This window comes from Pedobacter insulae, from assembly GCF_900113525.1.
Taxonomy (GTDB): domain Bacteria; phylum Bacteroidota; class Bacteroidia; order Sphingobacteriales; family Sphingobacteriaceae; genus Pedobacter; species Pedobacter insulae.
In genome coordinates, this window is sequence record NZ_FOPP01000001.1 from 295,985 (window position 1) to 316,916 (window position 20,932).

The following is a 20,932-nucleotide window of genomic DNA, read 5'->3' on the forward strand; positions in this document are numbered from 1 at the left end:
CCTTACACAAACAAAAAGTACTGAATACTAATCGCTAATATCGCAAATAGCGACTCATAAAACCATCTCTTTTTGGCGTTGCTAAAATAATAGGCTAAAAGGACTGCCCCTGGGGGAACACATAGCAAAAAGTGATATACCCTAAAATCGGGTTTAGTGTAGAAACTAATGAGGGAAACGATAAACATGAAGAACAACATCTGAAATGCCTTTCTGGTACTGATAAAGCTTCTAAAGAAATTCTCCCATAGTTGTAAAGCTGCCAAAACCATTATCAATGCCAAAGGCAATAATACCACGTAATCGTTATAATTTATTTGAAGGGATGATGGAAATTTGTTAACCAAGGGTTTCCAGATTTGAAAGAACTGGCCAATGTTATCGTTCCAGTAATAGAAAACCGCCAGAAAAAAGAAAATCGTTAAGAAACCAATTAAGCCTGACACCCACTCCCGCCAATTAAAGGAACGATAAAGCAATAAGCTTAACCAAAGCATAACTAACAGCACTATAAACGGAAAATAAATTAAAGTCCCAAGGGCAATTAACATCCCGATATCGAACATCATCATCATGCCGTTTCCCGACTTACCAAGTTTTAGGAGCTTATCCATTATCCAGATCAAAATAAAATTACAGATTAGCGGCGGACTGATAATTAAGAACTGCAAAAACAAACCAGAGGTAGTTACATAAAGCAGGGCTGGTAAATAAGTTGGTTTGCCTAAAAGGTTATGCCTATTAACTATGGTGTTAAATAAAACTGCCTGAATAATCACCAGCATAACCGCAATAGTCACATTCACAATTGGCGCCAATGCACTTGCCGAGGGAATCTGGACAAGCAACTTCGTGTAAGGCTCCAGAAACTCGAAATCAAATTTTTCCGGTAAGTTAATAAATATAGCAATCCGCATAAAAAACGCAAATGCTACGAGTAGTAAAAGGTTAACTAGGCTTAGTGTTCGAAACTGATTAATCATACGTTATGTTCCAACAAAGTAAAGAAAATTATCTGGGCTTTAACCTTTTTTAACAATTTCACCACTTAAAACTAGCTAAAGATTAATAGCTTTGTGGCATGTATATGGTTAATGCATAATCTTGTCATAGATATCGGGAATACCAATAGCAAGCTAGCTGTTTTTAATGCCAGAGATTTGGTGCATTATCAACGTGTTGGGGAAATAGGTTTAAATGATTTGAAAGAAATCCTGGATGCCTACCCAGTGCAAAACTTTACAATCTCGAGTGTGCGTACTGGGGTCGATGGTCTGGTTGATTATTTAAAAGATAAACTAAACTATTTTCCTTTTTCGACAAAGATAAATGCGGGGGTCATCAATAATTATCAAACACTTGATACGTTAGGGTTAGATAGATGGGCCAAAATAATTGCTGCGCATAAAATATATGCCGAACGTAATTGTTTAATGATCGATGCAGGTACTTGTATTACCTACGATGTGCTGACGGCGAAAAGTGAGTATTTTGGAGGGAGTATCAGTCCGGGAATTGGGATGCGTTTTGCGGCAGTGCACCATTATACCGGTAAATTGCCTTTAATTAAGTGGGATGGGGCAATAAATATTCCCGCAGGAACAAATACAGAAAATGCCATTAAAAACGGCGTTTTACAAGGAATAGTAAACGAAATAGCAGGTTTTATAGCTGCCGAAAATAATAAAAACAACAACCTTTTGGTACTATTAACCGGAGGTGATGCTGATTTTTTGATGGAGCAATTAAAAAATAGCATCTTTGCAAGCCAAATTACAGTCGACCCGTATTTGGTTTTAAAAGGATTAAATGAAGTTATTACATTATAATATGTACCAAAAATTAAAATACACACTTGCTGCATGCTTATTAACGATTAGCGTTGCGGTAAATGCACAAATTACCGTTCAGTCTCCTTATTCTAAATTCGGGGTAGGAAATGTCAAAGGATCCTTGCTTCCACAGTTCAGGGCAATGGGTGGCATTTCAACAGCAGTTTCGAAAAACTCCTTCTTCAATAATATCAATATGCAGAACCCGGCATCTTATGCGGGTATCAATGCGGTAACTTTAGATATTGGGATGAATGGGACTTATAATGAGCTAAGAAATAGTACCATCACAGAAAATAGCTTTAATGCAACCTTAAGTCATGCAGCATTTGGTTTCAATCTTGGCAGAAAATCCGGCTTAAGCTTTGGTATTTTACCTTACTCGGAGCTGGGTTATAACTTTAAAAACACAACCAAGGTGGGCGATAAGGATGTAGATTTTCTTTATACTGGTGAAGGGGGTTTAACAAAAGCTTATTTAGGCTATGGCTTTGGCTTGGGAGATCACTTAAAAATCGGTGCAAACTTGGAGTATCTTTTTGGTAATCTTTCCGAAAACAGATCTACGCAATATTCCACTGATCCTGGTGCTATAAATTCCAGTATTCAGGATAGAAATAGCGTTGGCGGTGTAAATTATTCTTACGGAGCACAATATGATATCCGGATCGATAACAAAACTTCCTTTGTCATAGGTTATTCAGGTTCAGCGGCGTCAAAAATCGGTAGTACAAAGAGTAAATATGTTACCCAATATACATTAGATGCAAACGGAGATCCAAATCCGGCTGCTGATACCTTGTTTGTAACCGAAAATGGTAAAACAAATTTAAAGCTTCCTTTGGTACATAACTTTGGAGTTACGCTTCAAAAAGCTGATAATTGGTTAATCGGTGCAGATTATAGGATGGGTAACTGGTCTAATTTATCCATCGATAATGTAAATCAAAACCTGCAAGATACTTATGGTTTTTCTGTAGGCGGTCAAATCACGCCCGATTTTAGTTCTATCAATAACTATTTTAAAAGAGTGGAATATCGTTTAGGCTTCAGCTATGATAAAACGTATATCCAGATGAACAATCAGGACGTCAAACAAATAGCTGTTACCATGGGCTTAGGCCTGCCTTTAAGCTCTTACGCGAGGGGCGCTGTATACAAAGCTAATCTTGCAGCAGAATTTGGTAAACGCGGATCCCTTGCCAATGGTTTATTGCAAGAGCGGTATGTTACTTTCCATTTAGGATTTACCTTAAATGATAGTTCATGGTTCCGCAGATTTAAGTTTGATTAATGCTTAAAAGCAGTCTCAAAATATGTTTCCTGGCCATAGCTGTTTTATGGATTTCTTCTTGTACAGAGGACGATCTTAAGAATGCTGCTCCCATTTCTTCCAAAAAAGTAACTTTAACCAAAGATCGTACTTATGGGATGGAAGTAACTTATAGTGATTCTGCTGTATTGAAGGCAAAAGGATATGCACCTATTTATGATAAGGTTACCCCTTCTCAAGGAAACATGTATAACGAAATGCCTAAAGGTGTAAAAATAGAATTTTACGACCCTTATTTGCAGGTAACCGGAACCATCACGTCCAACTACGCCATCAACGACGAAACAAAGCGGGTTACCATATTTAGGAAGAACGTGGTTGTGGTAAATGATAAATTAACTTTTACCACTGAGGAATTAACCTGGGATGAAAATACAAAGATGTACACCTCGCCCTATGGCACTGCTGTAACTAAAACCGGTGATGTGTTAACGGGTATGAGCTTTTCTGCACCACAAGATTTTAGCACTTATACAATTAGTAAGGCCTCCGGAGAAGGCTTTTTTAAAGGAGATATCCAACCTTAATACACAATTTTTTAAAATATTTTCTATTTACCTGCAAATTTGTATCTTGCGCCCTCTTAAAAAAAATAATAAAGTATAAATAACATGGGATTAATGACATTTTTGCGCAACCGAGCAGGCTATGTATTAGTTGGTGCGATTGCTTTTGCAATTATTGCATTTATAGTTGGTGATTTAATTGGTACAGGTAAGCCTTTTTGGGAAGCTTCACAAAGGGTAGTTGGATCTATTGACGGCGAAGATGTAAGCATCGAACAATTTGGTCCGAAAGTGGATCAGAGTGTTGCGCAATTTAAACAACAATATGGTGGTACAGTGAATCCACAAATGCAAGCTATGGCTGTGGACAATGCTTGGCAGGCAGAAGTTGCTAACGTTCTTTTGAGCAAAGAATATGCGCGTTTAGGTTTAACTATTTCTAGCGATGAGCTTTTTGACTTGCTACAGGGAAAAAACCCAAGTCCACTCATCATGCAATATTTCGGTAACCCACAAACTGGTGAGGTAGACCGTACAGCAGTTATCAGCTCTTTAAAAGCACAAGATAAAGACCCTAGGTTAAAAGAGCAATGGGATTTACTGCAAGCTGAAATTGAAAAACAAGCTTTACAACAAAAATATGCGAATTTAGTTCGTAACTCGGTTTATGTAAGCTCACTTGAGGCAATAGACGAACACAACAACCGTAATAAATTAGCTAGCTTCAGATATGTAAACTTAGATTACAGTTCTATTTTAGATGCAACTGTTAAGTTAACAGATGAAGATTATAAAGCTTATTATGATGAGCATCAATCAACCTTCAAAAACCCGGTTGAAACACGCGGATTAGAGTTTGTTAACTTCAGTGTTCAACCAACTGCAGCAGATAGCGCTGCAATCAAAGTTCAAATGGAGAAATTGGCGGCTGATTTTAGATTGACGCCAAACGATTCGTTATTTGCTGCAACTAACTCAGATGTTAAAGTTCCATTCACCTATATGGCTAAAGGCAGGTTAGATCCGGCTGTTGATTCAGTAATCTTTAACTATCCGGCTGGAAGTTATTATGGACCAGCATTCTCTGGTAATTCTTATAAACTAATCAAGGTTATCGATACCCGTTTCTCACCTGATTCGGTAAAAGCAAGACATATTTTAATTGACCCAACAAAAGTTGGTGGCGAAGCAAATGCACTTAAATTAGCCGATTCATTGAAAACAATGATTGCAAATGGCGGAGATTTTGCTGCCTTAGCTAAATTATACAGTGTTGATGGTTCTAAAGACACTGGTGGTGATTTGGGTACTTTTGCCCGTGGCGCTATGGTTCCAGAATTTGAGAATGCTTCGTTTAATGGCAAACCTGGAGATTATACAGTGGTTAAATCTCAATTCGGTATCCACTTGCTTAATATCCAAAAACAAATAGGCTCATCTAAAGTTGCTAAACTAGCCTATATTGAGAAAACATTAGTTCCAAGCTCAAAAACCAGAGATATCGCCTATAAAAAAGCTACAGCATTCTTCAATGAAGCAAAAGCTGATAACTTTAGTGCCTTAGCTAAGAAGCAAGGATATGTAGTGGGTGTTGCTGATAGAGTAACTGCTTCTCAAGGATATGCACCAGGTTTAGAGAACCCACGCGAGCTAATCAGAGCTGCATGGAATGCTGATAAAGGTGAGATCCTTCCTGAAGTATATAAAATGGATAATGGTTATGTAGTAGCCCGCGTAACAAGCGTTCAGCCTAAAGGCCAACTTTCTTTAGAAGATGTTAAAAAACAAATTGAACCAGCAGTATTAACAGCTAAGAAAGGTAAAGTTTTAACAGAGAAACTTAACAAAGCATTAGCAGGTGCTACTAGCTTAGATCAGGTAGCGCAAAAATTAGGCGTAACTGTTACCCCGCTTCAAAACATTGTGTTTTCAAACCCAGTAATTCCTGGCGTAGCACAAGAGAATAAAGTAGTAGGTGCTGTATTTGGTTCACAAGTAGGTAAATTATCTAAAGCGATTGAAGGTTCAAAAGGTGTTTATGCTTTTGTAGTGGATGCTTTGGTTAACCCTGCTCCGTTGGCAAATACATTTAAGCAAAAACAAACCATGATCGAGGGTATTGCTCAACGTTCATTGGGTTCTGCTTTCCAGGTATTACAAGATAAAGCTGAAATTAAAGATAATAGGGTGAAGTTCTATTAAGATTTAACGATGGCGATATTAAAAGGCAATGATTAAGTTCATTGCCTTTTTTTTGGCTAGCACCTATCCAACGATATGACGTTTCTATAACCATTCCAAATCATATCCTCATATTAATTGTTTAAATTTGTGCTTTAATTCGATTTACCATGGATATTCAAGAGAACATCATCAATAAAGTAGCAAATAGCGGCTTGGTTACCTTAAACCTTGAAGAGTATTTTCACCATGGAGAGCGATTGGTGTATGATATTAAAGACAATCTGTTTCATGGCCTCATATTAAAGGAGCAAGACTTCAGGGCTTTCATCAAAGAACATAATTGGGAACAATACCAAGATAAGAATATTGCGATCACCTGCAGTGCCGATGCAATCGTGCCCACCTGGGCCTATATGTTGCTGGCTAATAAAATGAGACCTTATGCTAACGAAGTAGTATTCGGTAGCCTGGAAACACTCGAAGCGGTTATGTATGCCAAGGCACTTGCCAAGATCAACGTAACCGATTTTGCAGATCAACGGGTAGTTATCAAAGGCTGCGCAGATATTGCTGTTCCCGTTTCTGCCTATGTAGAGATTACGGCAATGCTTACGCCGGTAGTAAAAAGCTTAATGTACGGAGAGCCTTGCTCAACGGTTCCGATTTATAAGCGAAAATAAGTTTTGAATAACGGCTTTTGAATAACGGCGTTACTAAGCCGTCATGGCGAAGATCAGAATTCCGTCATTGCGAGCGCAGCGAAGCAATCTGAAGCCCTGAGATTGCTTCGCTGCGCTCGCAATGACGGGAAACTCGCAATGACGGGAAACTCGTAACAAAGGAAACTCGCAACAACGGCAAGCCTCCAGATGACGTTAAAAAAATTGGTTTACTTTTTGCATAGCTTTTATCATGAAACCACAAATGATTGCACTAATGTTGAGCCTGGTTAGCCTCTTTAGTTACGCACAAGAATTGCCTTTAAAGAAGGATCCTATTTTTATGGAGGGGGAGGTTTTGCGGTATAAATTAAAATATGGGTTTATTACTGCGGCCGAAGCTACTATCAAGGTGCTAGGATCTGATCTAAAGTTCGATAATAAACCCACTTACAGATTGGTGGTCGATGCCCAAACGTCGGGTACTTTTGATATTTTTTATAAGATCAGAGATCATTACGACTCTTACATCGACAAAACAGACTTAACACCTTACTTCTATCAGGAGAATATCCGCGAAGCGAGTTACCGCCGTCATGATAAAGCCAGGTTTTACCAGGACAGTAAAAAGGTTGTTGCCAATAGGGGCACGTTTGCCACCCCAACTACCCAAACCTTCGATCTTGTTTCTGCTTATTACTTTGCACGAAGCTTGGATATGACCAATTTAAAAATTGGCGAAAAGTTTAAGCTTAATTATTTCCTGGGCGATGAGATCTCTGCATTGGAAATCGAATATATGGGAAAGGAAATGGTGAAGAGCAAAATCGGAAATATAAGATGCCTCAAGTTTAGTCCCTCTATTAAGCCTGGTCGTATCTTTAAGAAGGATAGCCGATTATATCTGTGGATTACCGATGATGGAAACAGAGTGCCTGTAAAGGCCGAAGTCGAGATCCTGGTGGGCTCAGTAACGATGGAAATCCAATCGGCCGCCGGGCTCCGGTACCCGATCGGAAAGTAATAAGGTATTCGTCATTGCCGTCATTGCAACCTCGTCATTGCCCGCATTACCCCGTCATTGCGAGCGCAGCGAAGCAATCTAATTGAAGGCTTAAGATTGCTTCGCTGCGCTCGCAATGACGAACAATACCACAGCTCAACTAACATTAGGTAATTCCTTTCTAAACTCTTAATTTTGTAGGCGTGATTGAAGTTCAAAATACCTTAGTGCACGAAGACGTTATTAGCGAGAGTTTTGTGTGCAATTTAAATAAGTGTAAAGGCATTTGTTGTGTAGAGGGCGATGCGGGTGCGCCATTAGAAGTAGCCGAAACGGCCATATTAGCCGAAATTTATCCTAAGATCAAGCATTTACTTGCCGAAAAGGGTATCAAGGCAATCGAAGAGCAAGGTACATCGGTAGTTGATGCAGATGGCGACTTAACAACGCCTTGTGTAGATGGACATAAAGAGTGTGCTTATGTAACCTTCGAGGGTGGGATAACGAAGTGCGCCATAGAAAAGGCTTATGAGCAAGGGATTGTAGATTGGAAAAAACCTATTTCTTGTCATCTGTACCCCATTCGGATTACCAAATACCCAGAGTTTGATGTATTGAATTACGATAGGTGGCATATTTGTAGTGATGCTTGTACCTTTGGAAGAGAACTCAAAGTACCCGTTTATCAGTTTTTAAAAGATCCCTTAATCAGGAAATACGGTTTGGAATGGTACACGGAATTGGAAAATTCGGTTGCTGAAAAATAATGAGATTAAATTAATACCTTTGAGTATGAGTACGCTAGTTGTAAATATTAACGATAAAAAATCTGAAAAGGCCATTAAAGCAGTTTTAGATGCTTTGGGGTTGTCTTACAATATCGAGAGAGATAATTCTGTAATTACTTCCGAAGAGATCATTTATAATCGCCTAAAGGAATCAGCAAAACAGATTAAGCGCCACAAGCAAGGAAAGCTTAGTTTGAAAGATGCGAGCGAGATATTAAATGAATTATAAAATTAAGGTACTTCCCAACTTCATTAGGGAGGTAAAAAAAATAGCGAAAAAACATAGTGGCTTTAAAAGAGATTTGAGTGCGCTTATTAGCGAATTGGAAACAAATCCCACCTTAGGTACACCCTTGGGTCAAAACTTTTATAAGATTCGTCTTTCTATTTCTGGAACCAATAAGGGGAAATCTGGAGGCGTAAGAGTGATCACTTATGTTATTTTGGAAAAAGAGACAGTATTGTTATCCGAAATTTATTTAAAGAGCGTGATAGATACAGTGAATATTAAAATACTTATTGAACGATTAGCAGATGAAGGGTTAATTTAGAAGTACCAGTTAACCAATTAACCAATTAACCAAAAAAATGAAAGGAATAATTTTAGCAGGAGGCAGCGGCACACGTTTACACCCCTTAACCTTAGCTTGCAGTAAGCAGATGATGCCGGTTTATGATAAGCCGATGATCTATTATCCGCTTTCTACCTTGATGCTTGCAGGGATTAAAGAAATCCTCATTATTTCTACTCCGCATGATTTGCCTAATTTCCAAAAGTTATTGGGCGACGGTTCTGCGATAGGTTGTAAGTTTTCTTACGCCGTACAGCACGAACCCAATGGTTTAGCACAGGCATTTGTAATCGGTGAAGAGTTTATTGGTAACGATAAAGTAGCCCTGGTTTTGGGCGATAACATATTTCATGGCGATGGGATGGCCCGCCTGTTGCAGGCAAGCTCAGATCCAGATGGTGGCGTAGTGTTTGCTTACCAGGTTTCAGATCCCGAGCGCTATGGTGTAGTGGAGTTCGATGCCGATAAAACGGCCATTTCTATTGAGGAAAAACCCCAACACCCTAAATCAGATTATGCCGTACCTGGTTTGTATTTTTATGATAATACTGTGGTGCAGATTGCCAAGGATATTAAGCCTTCCCCACGTGGCGAATATGAAATCACTGATGTGAATAAAGTCTATTTAGCCCAGGGCAAATTAAAGGTAGGCGTGCTTAGTCGGGGAACAGCCTGGTTAGATACCGGCACCTTTACCTCTTTAATGCAGGCGGGACAGTTTGTGCAGATCATTGAAGAGCGCCAGGGTTTAAAAATTGGCTGTATCGAGGAAATTGCCTACCGCATGGGCTTTATCGATGCTGCGCAGTTAAAAGCTATCGCTACGCCACTTATTAAAAGCGGTTATGGTGAGTATCTGTTGAAGGTAATTAAATAGCATATTTTCCTTATCTTTGTTTTCCAAAATTGATTTCAATGAAAGTTGCCCTAATTACAGGAGTTACCGGACAAGACGGAGCCTACTTAGCAGAGTTTTTATTAAAAAAAGGATACTTTGTCCACGGTATCAAACGTCGTTCGTCCTTGTTCAATACCGATAGGATCGATCACTTATACCAAGATCAGCATGAGCAAAATGTAAACTTCAAATTGCATTATGGCGATTTAACCGATTCAACTAACCTGATTAGGATTATTCAAGAAACCCAGCCCGATGAAATCTATAATCTGGCGGCGATGAGCCATGTGCAGGTAAGCTTCGAGATGCCAGAATATACGGCAAATGCCGATGGTTTGGGTACCTTGCGTTTATTGGAGGCGGTAAGGATTTTAGGCTTAACCCAAAAGACAAAAATATACCAGGCTTCCACCTCCGAGTTATACGGATTGGTGCAGGCTGTACCACAAAGTGAAACCACCCCCTTTTATCCACGATCACCTTATGCAGTAGCCAAAATATATGGCTATTGGATTACGGTAAACTATCGGGAAGCCTATGGCATGTTTGCCTGTAATGGCATTTTATTCAATCACGAAAGTCCGCTAAGAGGCGAAACATTTGTAACCCGTAAAATTACCAGAGCTGCCGCTAAGATTGTATTGGGCTTGCAGGACTGCCTATATCTAGGCAACCTTTCTGCGCAACGCGATTGGGGGCATGCAAAAGATTATATCGAAGCTATGTGGTTAATCTTGCAACAAGAAAAGGCTGAAGATTTTGTCATTGCCACTGGCGTAACTACTACCGTTCGCGATTTCGTGAAAATGACTTTCGCCGAAATGGGGATTGAAATTGAGTTTTCGGGGAAAGATGAAAATGAAAAAGGCGTTATCATTGATGTAGATGCCGAGCACGTAAAACGGTTGGGCTTAAATGACGAGCGTTTGAAGCTTGGACAAACCGTTGTAAAGGTCGACCCTAAATATTTCAGACCAACAGAGGTTGATTTGTTATTGGGCGATCCCACCAAATCTAAAACCCAATTAGGCTGGGAACCCAAGTATGATTTGCCAGCGTTGGTGAAAGATATGATCTTATCAGACCTTAATTTAATGAAGAAAGACGAGTATTTAAAAGATGGCGGTTACCAAACCCTCAATTATTTTGAATAATGTCGTAGTTTTATTTCCTCATTTCTCCACAATTAATCCCGCCGCATAATGGCTTGAACCTGCTGGGTTGCATTGCTTTTAAAAACATTTAATTTGTTTTTTAGAGGAAATTATTAATTAATAATTGACTGACGCGAATGGTTATTAACCTTTATTTAATAGTTAACCAACATTAAAATGTGTGAATGCACGATGGATTAACGGTTTTTTAACGCTGTGTTAATATGTATTGTGGATAAATAAGCGGGGTCTCGAGTTTATATTTTTAGCTATTTAATAATTTATTACCTAATTTTCTAATGCAAATCCAATAGGATGGGATTAGGCCAGTTCCTATTGGATTAATGTTTGCACACTAAATGTATAAACCGTATGAACCATGATCAACAAACCTTGTACCTGCAAACGTTGTGGCAACGATAATTTGTATTATCAGATGCCAACTAATTTAGTTTTCAAAGTTGTGGCATTAAACATTTATTGGTGCCATAAATGCGACTCTAAGAATTACTTCTGGGCCTGGAATTTTACCAAGGCGTATTAGTACTGGAAATCCATCGGTTGGTGCGCTCGCCAACCGATAAGGTTTACCTTTTATTTCTTTCTTTTATCCCTTTGATTTTTTAATGAGAAGCCACTGAAGCTCCCGTCATTGCGAGCGCAGCGAAGCAATCTATTGGCGGGATTGCTTCATTCTTCGCAATGACGGCTTTTCATTCCTCGCAATGACGGCTTTTCATTCTTCGCGATGACGGAGTTTCTGATCAGCGCAATGACGGAGTTTGCGTGTCGTCGTCATTGAGAATTCTTGTTATCGTGTCCTCGTCATTGCGAGCGCAGCGAAGCAATCTATTCCCCCCTTTAATTAAAACTGTTGTTTTTTAACAGGCCGCTGTCTATTAGACGGGTAAAGTGTTTGCTTTGCGGAACTAATTTTAAAGTTTCAATATGTTTGATATGGTGGGTATCGGTGCCTATGAAATCTATCATGTCTTTTTCAATTAACTTCTCGGCAATTTTATTAATGTTTTTGCCATAATGCTCGGTTAAGGAAAGGGCATTCACCTGAAGCTCTACGCCCATCTCTTTCAAGCGGGTATAATAGCTGAATTGTTTATGAAAAAATAAATAACGCTCTGGGTGGGCCAAGATAAGCTGATAGCCTTTAATTCCCAGTTCAAAAATTTGCTCCTCTAAATCGTGGGGCCTCGCTATCTGACTAAATTCAAATAACAACCTATTTCCTGGTAAGGGCAAAACCGTTTTGGCATTAACCTGACTGATAAACTGATCGTCCAAATAATATTCAGAAGATAAATTAACCGCAATGCCCTCTGGCAACTTTCCATTTAGTTGAGCAAATCCTGCCTGTAAAGATGCGGTCGTATTTGGATGAATATCTTGTAAAGTGTGCGGGGTAGTAATCAATTTATGAAAGCCCAATTCCTTTAGGCCACTAATTAATTTCAAACTATCATTTACATCTTTTGCGCCATCGTCAACACCTGGAACTAAGTGGGAATGCATATCGACCCCAATTGCAGAGAAATCTGAATTTTTGTTTCGTTTTCGAAAGAAGAACATTGAATTAGTTACTTTTTACGGCCAAGGTAATCAAAATTCATTAGAAACAAACAGCGGTTCAGCGCATCAGTGGATTTTTTTCAGGACAATAAACGAACTTTTATTAAATATTTTACTTGATAGCAAACCGTAGTCAACGATATTGCGTACTTACTATCGATTTAGTTATTTTGGTTTGGTTTTTGATAACAATTAAGACATCTATTTTTATGAGCTATCAAGATTATCGCTGTCGGAAATGCAAATGCGATTTCCATTATCAGGTACCCAGGGGTTTCCTCCTTAAATCTGTACTTGGTTTTCTCCCTATCCGTATTTTCTGGTGCCCCAAATGCACCGTTAACCGGTACGTTTGGGTAACCAAAAAGGTAGACAGATTAGATTTGTAATAGTTCGTCAATTAACTTAATAGTTGCCGCTTCCGAGGGGGCGGGCGCATTCATATCAGCAACCTTAAACGTTTTGTCAAACAGCAGCACTCTTGGAATACCTACAATATTGTAAGCATCTAATTTAGACCGGTTTATTTGCCATTGAATTCCAGCCGCATTCCGGTCCTTCACACTTTTCTTCCAAACCTCGGGACCATCGTCTATCGAAAGCGACACAAAGGCAACGTTGGGATTATTTTTATATTTCTCTTTGAGTTTCTCAAAATAAGGCATTTCCTGCATGCAGGGTCCGCACCAGGTTGCCCATAAATCAACATAAATTACCTTGCCTTTTAAACTGCTTAATTTTACCGGCTTGCCCGCTAGGTCAATAGCCGTAAAATCTACCGCAGGATCATTTTTACCAAAGGCCATCAAATTTTGCAACATTTGCTTGGCAGCGTTGCTGTATAGTGGGGTTTGGATGGCGGCTATCTTCGGTACAAACAAACTTAGCTCCTGCTTATCGCTGTGTTTCTGCATTTCTCTAACCAGCGCATCCGTTTTATACCAGTCTTTAATCAGTTGTACTTGATCGGCCTTGCCTTCTTGTTTAACAACCTCATCGGCAATATCCCTATAAACGGTCATTTTCATGAAAGAAGCATCAGCAAAGTCCTGGTTTAATTCCTTCACTCTGGCCTCATAGGCTTTCACATAATCGTCGGCAGTATAAACCGTGCCATCGGTCTTTGCTTTTTTCTTCATCGGCCCATAACTACGCATGCTGTACAGACTATTAATCAGGTCGGCCTTAATCCTGGCGGTTTCCAATCTCCTAAACTCGGGACTTATCTTCGCCACTACGTCCAGCTCTTTTTTCCGCGCAGCGGCAGCAGCTTCTATAGCGGCAATCGTTTCTTCCGGTGTATCCTTAATCAACCGCCCCGCTTCCAGGTAAGAGCCTCCTTTTGGAAACGGTGTGCCTTGCATGTAAATATTTGCTTCGGCACCAAGCCCTTTAAAGCTGGCCAACTTCGGATTGCTCTTGTCGATAAAAACTTCCAGGTTGTCGCCCGGACTTAAATACATCGAATTTCTCCCCAAACGATAATAGTTTGGGGAGCTAGCTTTAAACCTGATGCTAAAATTTCCATTTGCATCGGGTACAATGATCCGCTCTGCCGTAGGGGGCAACAGATATTGGAACTCCGAAAGGTCCTCCACTTCTACCTGATTGCTAAAGTTTTTTAACTGCCCTTTAAGGGTAACAAAGCCTTTATCTTTTTGCGCAAATGCTGTATTAAACGCAAATATTATAACGCAAAAAATAGTTGTTCTTTTAATTAAATTCATTTTATGATTTTTTAGGCGTTAGCAACATGTTAATCATCAACTCCAGATCGTCTTCATTATCGCCATCTGTTCTAAAGTTAGCAAAAATAAGGCGGCCTTCCTGGTCAATTAAGAAGTTCATGGGTGCCGCGTTGCGGTTATCGAGGTTACCTTTCACCCTGCCTTTCACATCTTCTAAAGGCGTAAAGCTGTAACCGCTTGATTTCATAAAAGGAACAACGTAGTCATTCTGGTCCGATACAATGTTAATGCCCACATATTCGAGGTTGCGTCCCTTAAACTTGTTTACTACGTTTTGAAAATGGGGGAATTCCCCACGGCATGGGCCGCAACCCGGAAACCAATACGTTAGCAATACTACTTTGCCTTTATAGTCGGCCAGTGCAGTGCTCCCTTTTCCGTCATAGCGTTTTAAATTAAATGGCGTGGCAACTTGTGCATTTGCATCTAAACGTTTCCAAATGTCGGCTGTTACCTGCTCGGCATTCTTTCCCAGTTTCTTGCCATAGGTACTAATAGCAGTTTTGAGGTCAGTTGCCGGGGCTTTGGCAAAGGCTATGATTAAACTGTCGTACGCCAAGTTAGTGCGCCCTGCCATATCCTGGGCATTGGCTTTCAGAAGCAACAGGTCTTTATTAAAAGTAAAATACCTTGGCAATTTAATTTTACTTAAAGCAGTTAGACTTTCTTCCGCTTGCTGTGCGATCAAAAAGTTTTTGGCAGCTACTACCTGTTCTGCCTGCAGTGTTAAGTTATTCCATTCTTTGGCATTGTCAGGATCTTTGGCCATGTCCTGTGCCAATGCCAAGGCTTTCTCCGGGTTGGCGGTAAGCAAAAGATCGTAATAGGACGACATACCGCTTGCCGACCAGTTAAATTTGTTTGGTGCGTAGCTGTTGCGCAGCAGTTCAAAATAGGCAAGTTTGTCCTTCACATTTTTGGCGCGGCTCCCTAACCAGTAAAGCGCCTGGGCACCTCTTTCATGCTGAGGAAATTTTTTGGCTACCGCTAAACTAAGCGTTTTATACTTGGCCTCATCCACGCCCGAAAACGATGAAGCATGGTAAAATGTGTAATTCGGATCGGCAGGATTTGCAGCTACCGCTTTGGCGAGGTATGCGCGCCCGGCTTCAAAATCTCCCCAACGCTCTGCATCAATCCACAATGCCCCCCAAGCCTCGCTAAACTTAGGGTTCAACGCAACCGCCTTTTCCAGGTAAGGTTTTGCTTTAGGGCTTTCCATATTTTTATAGGCAAGGCCCAGCGCATAGGGTACCATGGCCGAGGTTGGATATTGCTGCATCCAAACATCATATTGTTTTACCAGTTCAGGGTTTTCAATGCCCATACTGTGGATGTATTTATCGTGCACGGCAGGTGAGTCGATGCTTTTTTCTACCGCTGCTTTTAGCGCTTCTAGCTGCACTTTATCGGTTACTACTTCAATCTTATTACGTTGGCCAAATGCTGTTACCGACGTCAAAGTTAATAACAAGCAGCTCATTAATATTTTAATCATAATAGGTCTTATTTAAAAATTAATAACTGTTTTGTAAAATTGCCCCATTACTGGATATTATTTCTGTACGAGGAATTGGCGCAGCAAAACGGCGTGAGTTTTTCGGTAAACTATAAGTTTTTACCGGTTCATTAAATAATACGGACGACGCAGTATAAGGATAAAATGTTCTCGATAATAGCACATCGTCATTCGGATCGTCGTTGTTATTATATCTGCGAATGTCAAACCAACGTTGGGTAAATGGCATTTCACGGCGTCTTTCTTCCAGCACTTTTTTAATGGCATCATCTTTACCCGTTGCGGTCAGGTTAACCCATGCTCCCGGTTTAAGGCGCTTAGCACGAAGGGTGTTCAGGGTGGTCATAGCGCCACCTGCATCATTCGCTCTGGCCTGGGCTTCCGCTTTGGTAAGCAACACCTCGGCCACTGTTGGGCCCGAAGGCAGCCGGTCTTTATAAAAGAATATATAGCCCGGGTATTCGTAAGCTGGTTTGGTCATTCCCCTATCGTATGAGTAGCCTTCAACCACGTGGTATTGGTAGCGAAGGTCATTTGTTTTATCATACAAATTCAACAGATCGGTACTTGGAATAAACCAGAATGATTCATTGTAGAGCATTCTAAAGTAAAGGAATTCTTTCCAGCCAAGCATATCCGTTTGGTCGGTCTGGTTATCGTGCGTATAAGGGAATTTCAGCACAACATTCTGGGCTGTTGGGGTGCCCGAATTAATGGTTACATTCACGTCCCTGCCATAACTCATTTCTGTATTGTAATCCACCAATGTACTGTAATCGGCCAGTGCAGCATTGGCGTGTTCAATGGCTTTGGCATTGTTGTTCAGGTTTAAATAATAACGCGCTGCAAAAGCATTTACGCCAGCCTTGCTTGCGCGCCAGTGACGAGCCTTTCCGTTTTGTACCAAAGGCACATTAATCTTCAAAGCCTCCGCTAAATCAGATTCAATCAGTTGATAAACCTTTTCAAGAGGCTGCCGTTCAAAAGGGTCTTCAAAACTGGTAGAGGTTTTAATAGGCAAACCAATTTCATTTTTATTGGCATTGGTATAAGGCAGGCAATAGGTATTGGCTAATACCCAGTAGCTGTAAGCTCTTACAAAATGCGCATCGGCTTTTAAAATAGCTTTTTCAGCATCGGGCCCTGTTACCTTATCTACACTTGATAACACCAGGTTAGCCACAAATATCTTCCTGAATTCACCGCTCCAAAAGTTCTCACGGGTATCATCCGGTAAAAATTGTGTATCCCAATTAGAGAACAGTATAGGTGCCATGGCAGAGAATACGCCCCTGCCTTTGTCGTATAAGTCAGCGTTCAGGCCATTATCATCTGTGCTATATATGGCGGTACGGTTACCTTCTATATAAAAACCATTTGCAGATGAACCGTTACCATTATTTAAAAGTGCACTAAGCTGATCGGTTGTTTTTACCACAAGTGCCGTTGTTTTGGAAGGTGCTTCATCCAAAAACTTTTTACATCCTGGCGTAAAAAGCGTAATCGCTAATAACGACAGCAATGCAGTGGCGTATTTATATATATTTTTCATAAACATTCTAATTAAAATTCACATTTAAGACCTAATGAAAGCCTTGGTTGAGGCTTTAAACCACCTATTGGATATTCTGGATCTTCGCCTACTTTGTTGGCTACTACCGTAAAGAGATCATTCCCTTGCGCAAATAGCTGCACCCTTTTAATATTCAGTTTCGAGGTAAGGTTGGCGGGCAAATTATAGCTCACATTTACTTCCTGCATCCGAATATGTGAGGCACTCACCACCAGGTAATCCAGGTTTTGGTGAAAGCGGTCCCAGAAATAATACCTAGGTTCAATTAAGTTCTGCGGTAGGGGTACAATCTTCATTGGATCTCCATTTACCACTTCATTTAATTTATTGTTGGGTAATACCCTCGATTGCCAGGTGGGTGGATAGTTAAATCCTGTACGTTGAAAAACGTGTCCGAACTGACCGGTAATAATTGCCGAAACATTAAAGTCGTAAATCTGGAATGAGTTGATAAAACCTAATGTATAAGGGGCTACTGTAGTTCCCATGTTTTGTAAATAACTTCTTCCATCGCCAGGGGTAAATGCACCAAAATCATACAAGGTACCATCAGCTCCATGTACCATAGGTTGTTTGTCTTTTAAACCTGCATACCTAAACCTCCATATTGCGCTGGCATTTTCGCCTTCCACATAAGCGCCTGTTCCGCCACCTACCAGGGTCGATGCTGCGTAGTTGGCAACAAAGAGCTTGGTGATCTTGTTTCTATTGAAAGAAAAATTGAGGTTTCCTCTCCATACAATCTTATTTCCCTTAATCCGCTGCGCAGTACCTAGCTCCAGCTCTATTCCCTGGTTGGTCATTTCTGCATTGTTTAGGCGCTGACTCGTAGTGCCATTAATGGCAGGAATAGATAACACGGCGATCAGGTCTTTTCCAGCCTTGTTGTACACCTCTGCACGGCCGTATAATTGTCCTTTAAAGAACGAATAATCTACTGCTAAGTTTAAGGAAGCTGTTTTTTCCCACCTTAAGGTAGGGTTGCCAAAGCTCGACACGGTGGCGGTTATATCGCCGGTATAGATGTTGGAAGTGCTGCCCATGGCAATTAAAGGCATGAACGAGGTACTCTTATCTACATTTCCGTTGTAACCGTATGTTGCACGGATATTTAAGCGATCAATCCAACTAATGTCTCTCATAAATTTCTCTTTACTTAAATGCCATCCTAAACCTACCGACCAAAAGGGCGAATAGCGGTAAGACGGATCGTCGGTAATTAAGTTCGACGCATCTGTACGCACGCTTCCAGAGAGGATGTATTTGTTTTTAAAGGTGTAAGATGCATTGGAGAGTAAAGAGAAATAGCGGTCTGTGGTATAAGAGTAACTGTTAGATATGCCAAAGGTTTGGTTAGCACCCAGCCAGTTTTTAATAGGGAAGAATGTTCCGCCCGGTCCATTCGGGAAAGTACCCACGCTAAGGGTGGCTTCATTAAAACCGTAGGTGGTTGGGTTACCGAAGGCTTGGCGCACTAAGTTGTTAATCTCCGTTGCAGCCACAAAGCTAATGTCGTGATCCTCGCCAAAGCGCCGATCAAAATTAACAGAGTTTCTAATTACATATGATTCTGTACGAACCCTGCTTTGCGCCAAGGTGCCGCCTTTGGGTAAGTTTAAGGTAATTTTGTTGGTGGCCTGGTCCCACGTTGCGGCCCTGTTTACTGCGTTTCTTACCTGGAAAGTATTTTCGTTGTCAATGTTTTGGGTTGATGTGTTAAACAACTCGTACTGTCCGCTGGTGGCAAAGGTTAATCCTTTTAAAATCTTAAACTTTAAGGAAGCATTTAAACGTGCATTGGTTTGCTCGGTGGTATAATTGCGGTTGGCTATTTCCTGGATAGGGTTATAGGTCCAATCGGCATAAGGGAAAAGGCTCATCGGCACAAATCGATCTAAAATCGGTGTGTAATATTGATGGATGTTGGTGAGTGAGCCATCGTCATTCCTCAACATTTCATAAGGAGATAAACCCTGTATATCGCCCAGGCCGACTCCGTTATTTTTAGCTTTATTATAATTCATTAAGCCACCAAAAGAGAGTTCCAACCATTTAAATAAATCGGCGTTTGCTCTGTAGTTGGCAATATATTCTTTGTTGCCTGTTCCTTTGAAGTTAGATTTTGTATCTTCAAACATCAGCGATAAATTGTTGCTGAGCCTGCCAGATGATCCCGCTAAACTGAGGTTATATTGTTGTGCAACAGGGTTGGTTAATAGCTCATTGCGAATTTGATCTTTATTGCTTTGCGTGCGATATTTTGCCAGCAATGCATCGCGTTCGGCCTCGGTTATAAAGCCTAAAGCATGCTCACTTAACGCCATGGTACCCAGCGACCATGCCCAGCCATTGTTGGTAGCCAGCGATCCGGTGTTGATTCTTGCACTCCAGTTACCAAAGGCTTTCATTTCATAATCTATCGTTTCGGCAGAGGTGGCCAGCGGATTCACGTAATCAAGATCCAGCTTATTGGCAATTTTAGTAAAGGCAGAGAAGTCGACTCTTAAAGGTGTTCCTCTTTCCGATTTTTTGGTTACCACTACAATTACGCCGTTGGCAGATTTTGCCCCCCAGATAGAAGCTGCCGCTGCATCTTTTAAAATTGTTACGCTTTCTACGTCTTGCGGGTTAATGGTGTTAAAGTCGCCCTGTATCGCAAACCCATCTACCACTACCAGCGGACTAGCAGCTGCGGCATTATTTAAGCTTGTTTGTCCCCTAATTTCAAAGCGGGGGTTGCCATTTGCATCCAATCTTGCCTGCATACCTGCGGTGGTTCCAATTAAACGCTGGGCAATATTGGTGGTAGGCTTATCTAATTGCTCACGGCTCACAATGTTAAACGAGCCCGTTGCCCGTTCTTTAGAGAGTGTTTGGTAACCTGTACTTACCACGCTTACCCCTTCTAGTTGTGCCGAGTTAACTTCCAGCGAAATCAATAAAGTGTTCTCGTCATTAATGGTAACTTCTTTGGTTTTATAACCAAGAAATGAAATCACCAATATGGTGCCTCTATCAAGGCTAGTAATGGTAAACTCTCCGTTTTCATTGGTAATTACCGCTTTATCGCTACCATTTTTAATCTTAATATTGGCGCCTGCCAAGGGTTGGTTCTTTTCGTCAACCACCTTACCCTTAATATCCAGGGCAAACTGGAAGTCGACCCTCGACTCGAAAAAGGTTCTTTCTTTAGGCTGGATCACAATCGTTTTTTGGTCTATGACATAGGTTAGCGGCTGACTGGCAAATACGAGGTCGAGTACCGTTCTGAGGTCGGTATTGGTAACGTTGATGGTTACCGGTTTGGCTTTTTTAAGCTCCTGGGTGTCGTATATTACGTCGTATCCGCTTTGTGTTTTAATTGCCTGAAACAATTGCTGTAGGGAGATGTTTTTCTTAGACAGACTAATGTTTTGCGCAAAGCTAGCTGCGCTTACTTGTACAAGTGTAACCAATAAGAATAAACAGGTCAGGTTAATTCGCATAATGGTTTGCTTTGAAGGCATACGCCTTTTAACATAGATGTAAAATTTCATACATTTGTTTGTTGGGTTAGTTTCGATTAGTTGTGAGATGACA

Annotated in this window: 17 protein-coding genes; 11 read left to right on the forward strand and 6 right to left on the reverse strand. The window is 40.7% G+C overall.

The genetic code is table 11. The features are described 5' to 3' along the window. Window positions 1-2 precede the first annotated feature (2 nt). The gene (locus BM207_RS01335; RefSeq protein WP_090991755.1) at window positions 3-983 is read right to left on the reverse strand and encodes a DUF6427 family protein; all 981 of its coding nucleotides are present in this window, start codon (window positions 981-983) and stop codon (window positions 3-5) included. A 111-nt stretch (window positions 984-1,094) separates the two neighbouring features. On the opposite strand from BM207_RS01335, the gene BM207_RS01340 reads away from it, so the two are divergent. The 11 genes from BM207_RS01340 (at window position 1,095) to gmd (ending at window position 10,929) form a co-directional block, all read left to right on the forward strand. Beyond that, complete coding sequence (locus BM207_RS01340; protein WP_090991756.1) at window positions 1,095-1,829, forward strand: type III pantothenate kinase; 735 nt, start codon at window positions 1,095-1,097, stop codon at window positions 1,827-1,829. Beyond that, window positions 1,810-3,126 carry a BamG family beta-barrel-assembly machinery protein gene (locus BM207_RS01345; protein ID WP_245768001.1) on the forward strand — a complete coding sequence of 439 codons (1,317 nt, stop codon included), beginning with the start codon at window positions 1,810-1,812 and terminating at the stop codon, window positions 3,124-3,126. Before BM207_RS01340 ends, BM207_RS01345 begins: the two co-directional genes overlap by 20 nt. Continuing rightward, the gene (locus BM207_RS01350; RefSeq protein ID WP_245768002.1) at window positions 3,126-3,692 is read left to right on the forward strand and encodes an LptA/OstA family protein; all 567 of its coding nucleotides are present in this window, start codon (window positions 3,126-3,128) and stop codon (window positions 3,690-3,692) included. Before BM207_RS01345 ends, BM207_RS01350 begins: the two co-directional genes overlap by 1 nt. A 93-nt stretch (window positions 3,693-3,785) precedes the next feature. Beyond that, window positions 3,786-5,873 (forward strand): peptidylprolyl isomerase, encoded by a 2,088-nt coding sequence (locus BM207_RS01355; RefSeq protein WP_317040263.1) that lies wholly within the window; start codon window positions 3,786-3,788, stop codon window positions 5,871-5,873. A gap of 149 nt (window positions 5,874-6,022) precedes the next feature. Continuing rightward, complete coding sequence (locus tag BM207_RS01360) at window positions 6,023-6,535, forward strand: DUF2480 family protein (protein WP_090991758.1); 513 nt, start codon at window positions 6,023-6,025, stop codon at window positions 6,533-6,535. Between the two features lie 232 nt (window positions 6,536-6,767). Continuing rightward, window positions 6,768-7,538, forward strand: a complete 771-nt coding sequence (locus BM207_RS01365) for a DUF3108 domain-containing protein (protein ID WP_090991759.1) — start codon at window positions 6,768-6,770, stop codon at window positions 7,536-7,538. A gap of 182 nt (window positions 7,539-7,720) precedes the next feature. After that, window positions 7,721-8,284 carry a DUF3109 family protein gene (locus BM207_RS01370; RefSeq protein WP_090991760.1) on the forward strand — a complete coding sequence of 188 codons (564 nt, stop codon included), beginning with the start codon at window positions 7,721-7,723 and terminating at the stop codon, window positions 8,282-8,284. Between the two features lie 25 nt (window positions 8,285-8,309). Continuing rightward, entirely contained in the window at window positions 8,310-8,534 is a 225-nt protein-coding gene (locus tag BM207_RS01375; protein ID WP_090991761.1) for a hypothetical protein, read from the forward strand. After that, window positions 8,524-8,856, forward strand: a complete 333-nt coding sequence (locus BM207_RS01380) for a type II toxin-antitoxin system RelE family toxin (protein ID WP_090991762.1) — start codon at window positions 8,524-8,526, stop codon at window positions 8,854-8,856. Before BM207_RS01375 ends, BM207_RS01380 begins: the two co-directional genes overlap by 11 nt. 37 nt (window positions 8,857-8,893) lie before the next feature. Next, on the forward strand, window positions 8,894-9,754 hold the full coding sequence (gene rfbA / locus BM207_RS01385; protein WP_090991763.1) for a glucose-1-phosphate thymidylyltransferase RfbA: 861 nt from the start codon (window positions 8,894-8,896) through the stop codon (window positions 9,752-9,754). 38 nt (window positions 9,755-9,792) lie between these two features. Beyond that, window positions 9,793-10,929: a GDP-mannose 4,6-dehydratase gene (gmd, locus tag BM207_RS01390; RefSeq protein WP_090991764.1), complete on the forward strand. Its 1,137-nt coding sequence runs from the start codon at window positions 9,793-9,795 to the stop codon at window positions 10,927-10,929. An 861-nt stretch (window positions 10,930-11,790) separates the two neighbouring features. Here the strand turns inward: gmd and BM207_RS01395 are convergent. The 5 genes from BM207_RS01395 to BM207_RS01415 all read right to left on the reverse strand — a co-directional run bounded on the left by BM207_RS01395 (window position 11,791) and on the right by BM207_RS01415 (window position 20,889). After that, window positions 11,791-12,513 carry a tyrosine-protein phosphatase gene (locus tag BM207_RS01395; RefSeq protein ID WP_090991765.1) on the reverse strand — a complete coding sequence of 241 codons (723 nt, stop codon included), beginning with the start codon at window positions 12,511-12,513 and terminating at the stop codon, window positions 11,791-11,793. Window positions 12,514-12,890: 377 nt separating this feature from the next. Beyond that, a complete protein-coding gene (locus tag BM207_RS01400; protein WP_090991766.1) occupies window positions 12,891-14,240 on the reverse strand; it encodes a TlpA family protein disulfide reductase in 1,350 nt (449 codons plus the stop codon). Window position 14,241: 1 nt separating this feature from the next. After that, complete coding sequence (locus tag BM207_RS01405; RefSeq protein ID WP_090991767.1) at window positions 14,242-15,759, reverse strand: redoxin domain-containing protein; 1,518 nt, start codon at window positions 15,757-15,759, stop codon at window positions 14,242-14,244. Window positions 15,760-15,778: 19 nt separating this feature from the next. Next, the gene (locus BM207_RS01410) at window positions 15,779-17,332 is read right to left on the reverse strand and encodes a RagB/SusD family nutrient uptake outer membrane protein (protein ID WP_177217028.1); all 1,554 of its coding nucleotides are present in this window, start codon (window positions 17,330-17,332) and stop codon (window positions 15,779-15,781) included. An 11-nt stretch (window positions 17,333-17,343) separates the two neighbouring features. Beyond that, window positions 17,344-20,889 (reverse strand): SusC/RagA family TonB-linked outer membrane protein, encoded by a 3,546-nt coding sequence (locus tag BM207_RS01415; protein ID WP_090991769.1) that lies wholly within the window; start codon window positions 20,887-20,889, stop codon window positions 17,344-17,346. Window positions 20,890-20,932: the final 43 nt, after the last annotated feature.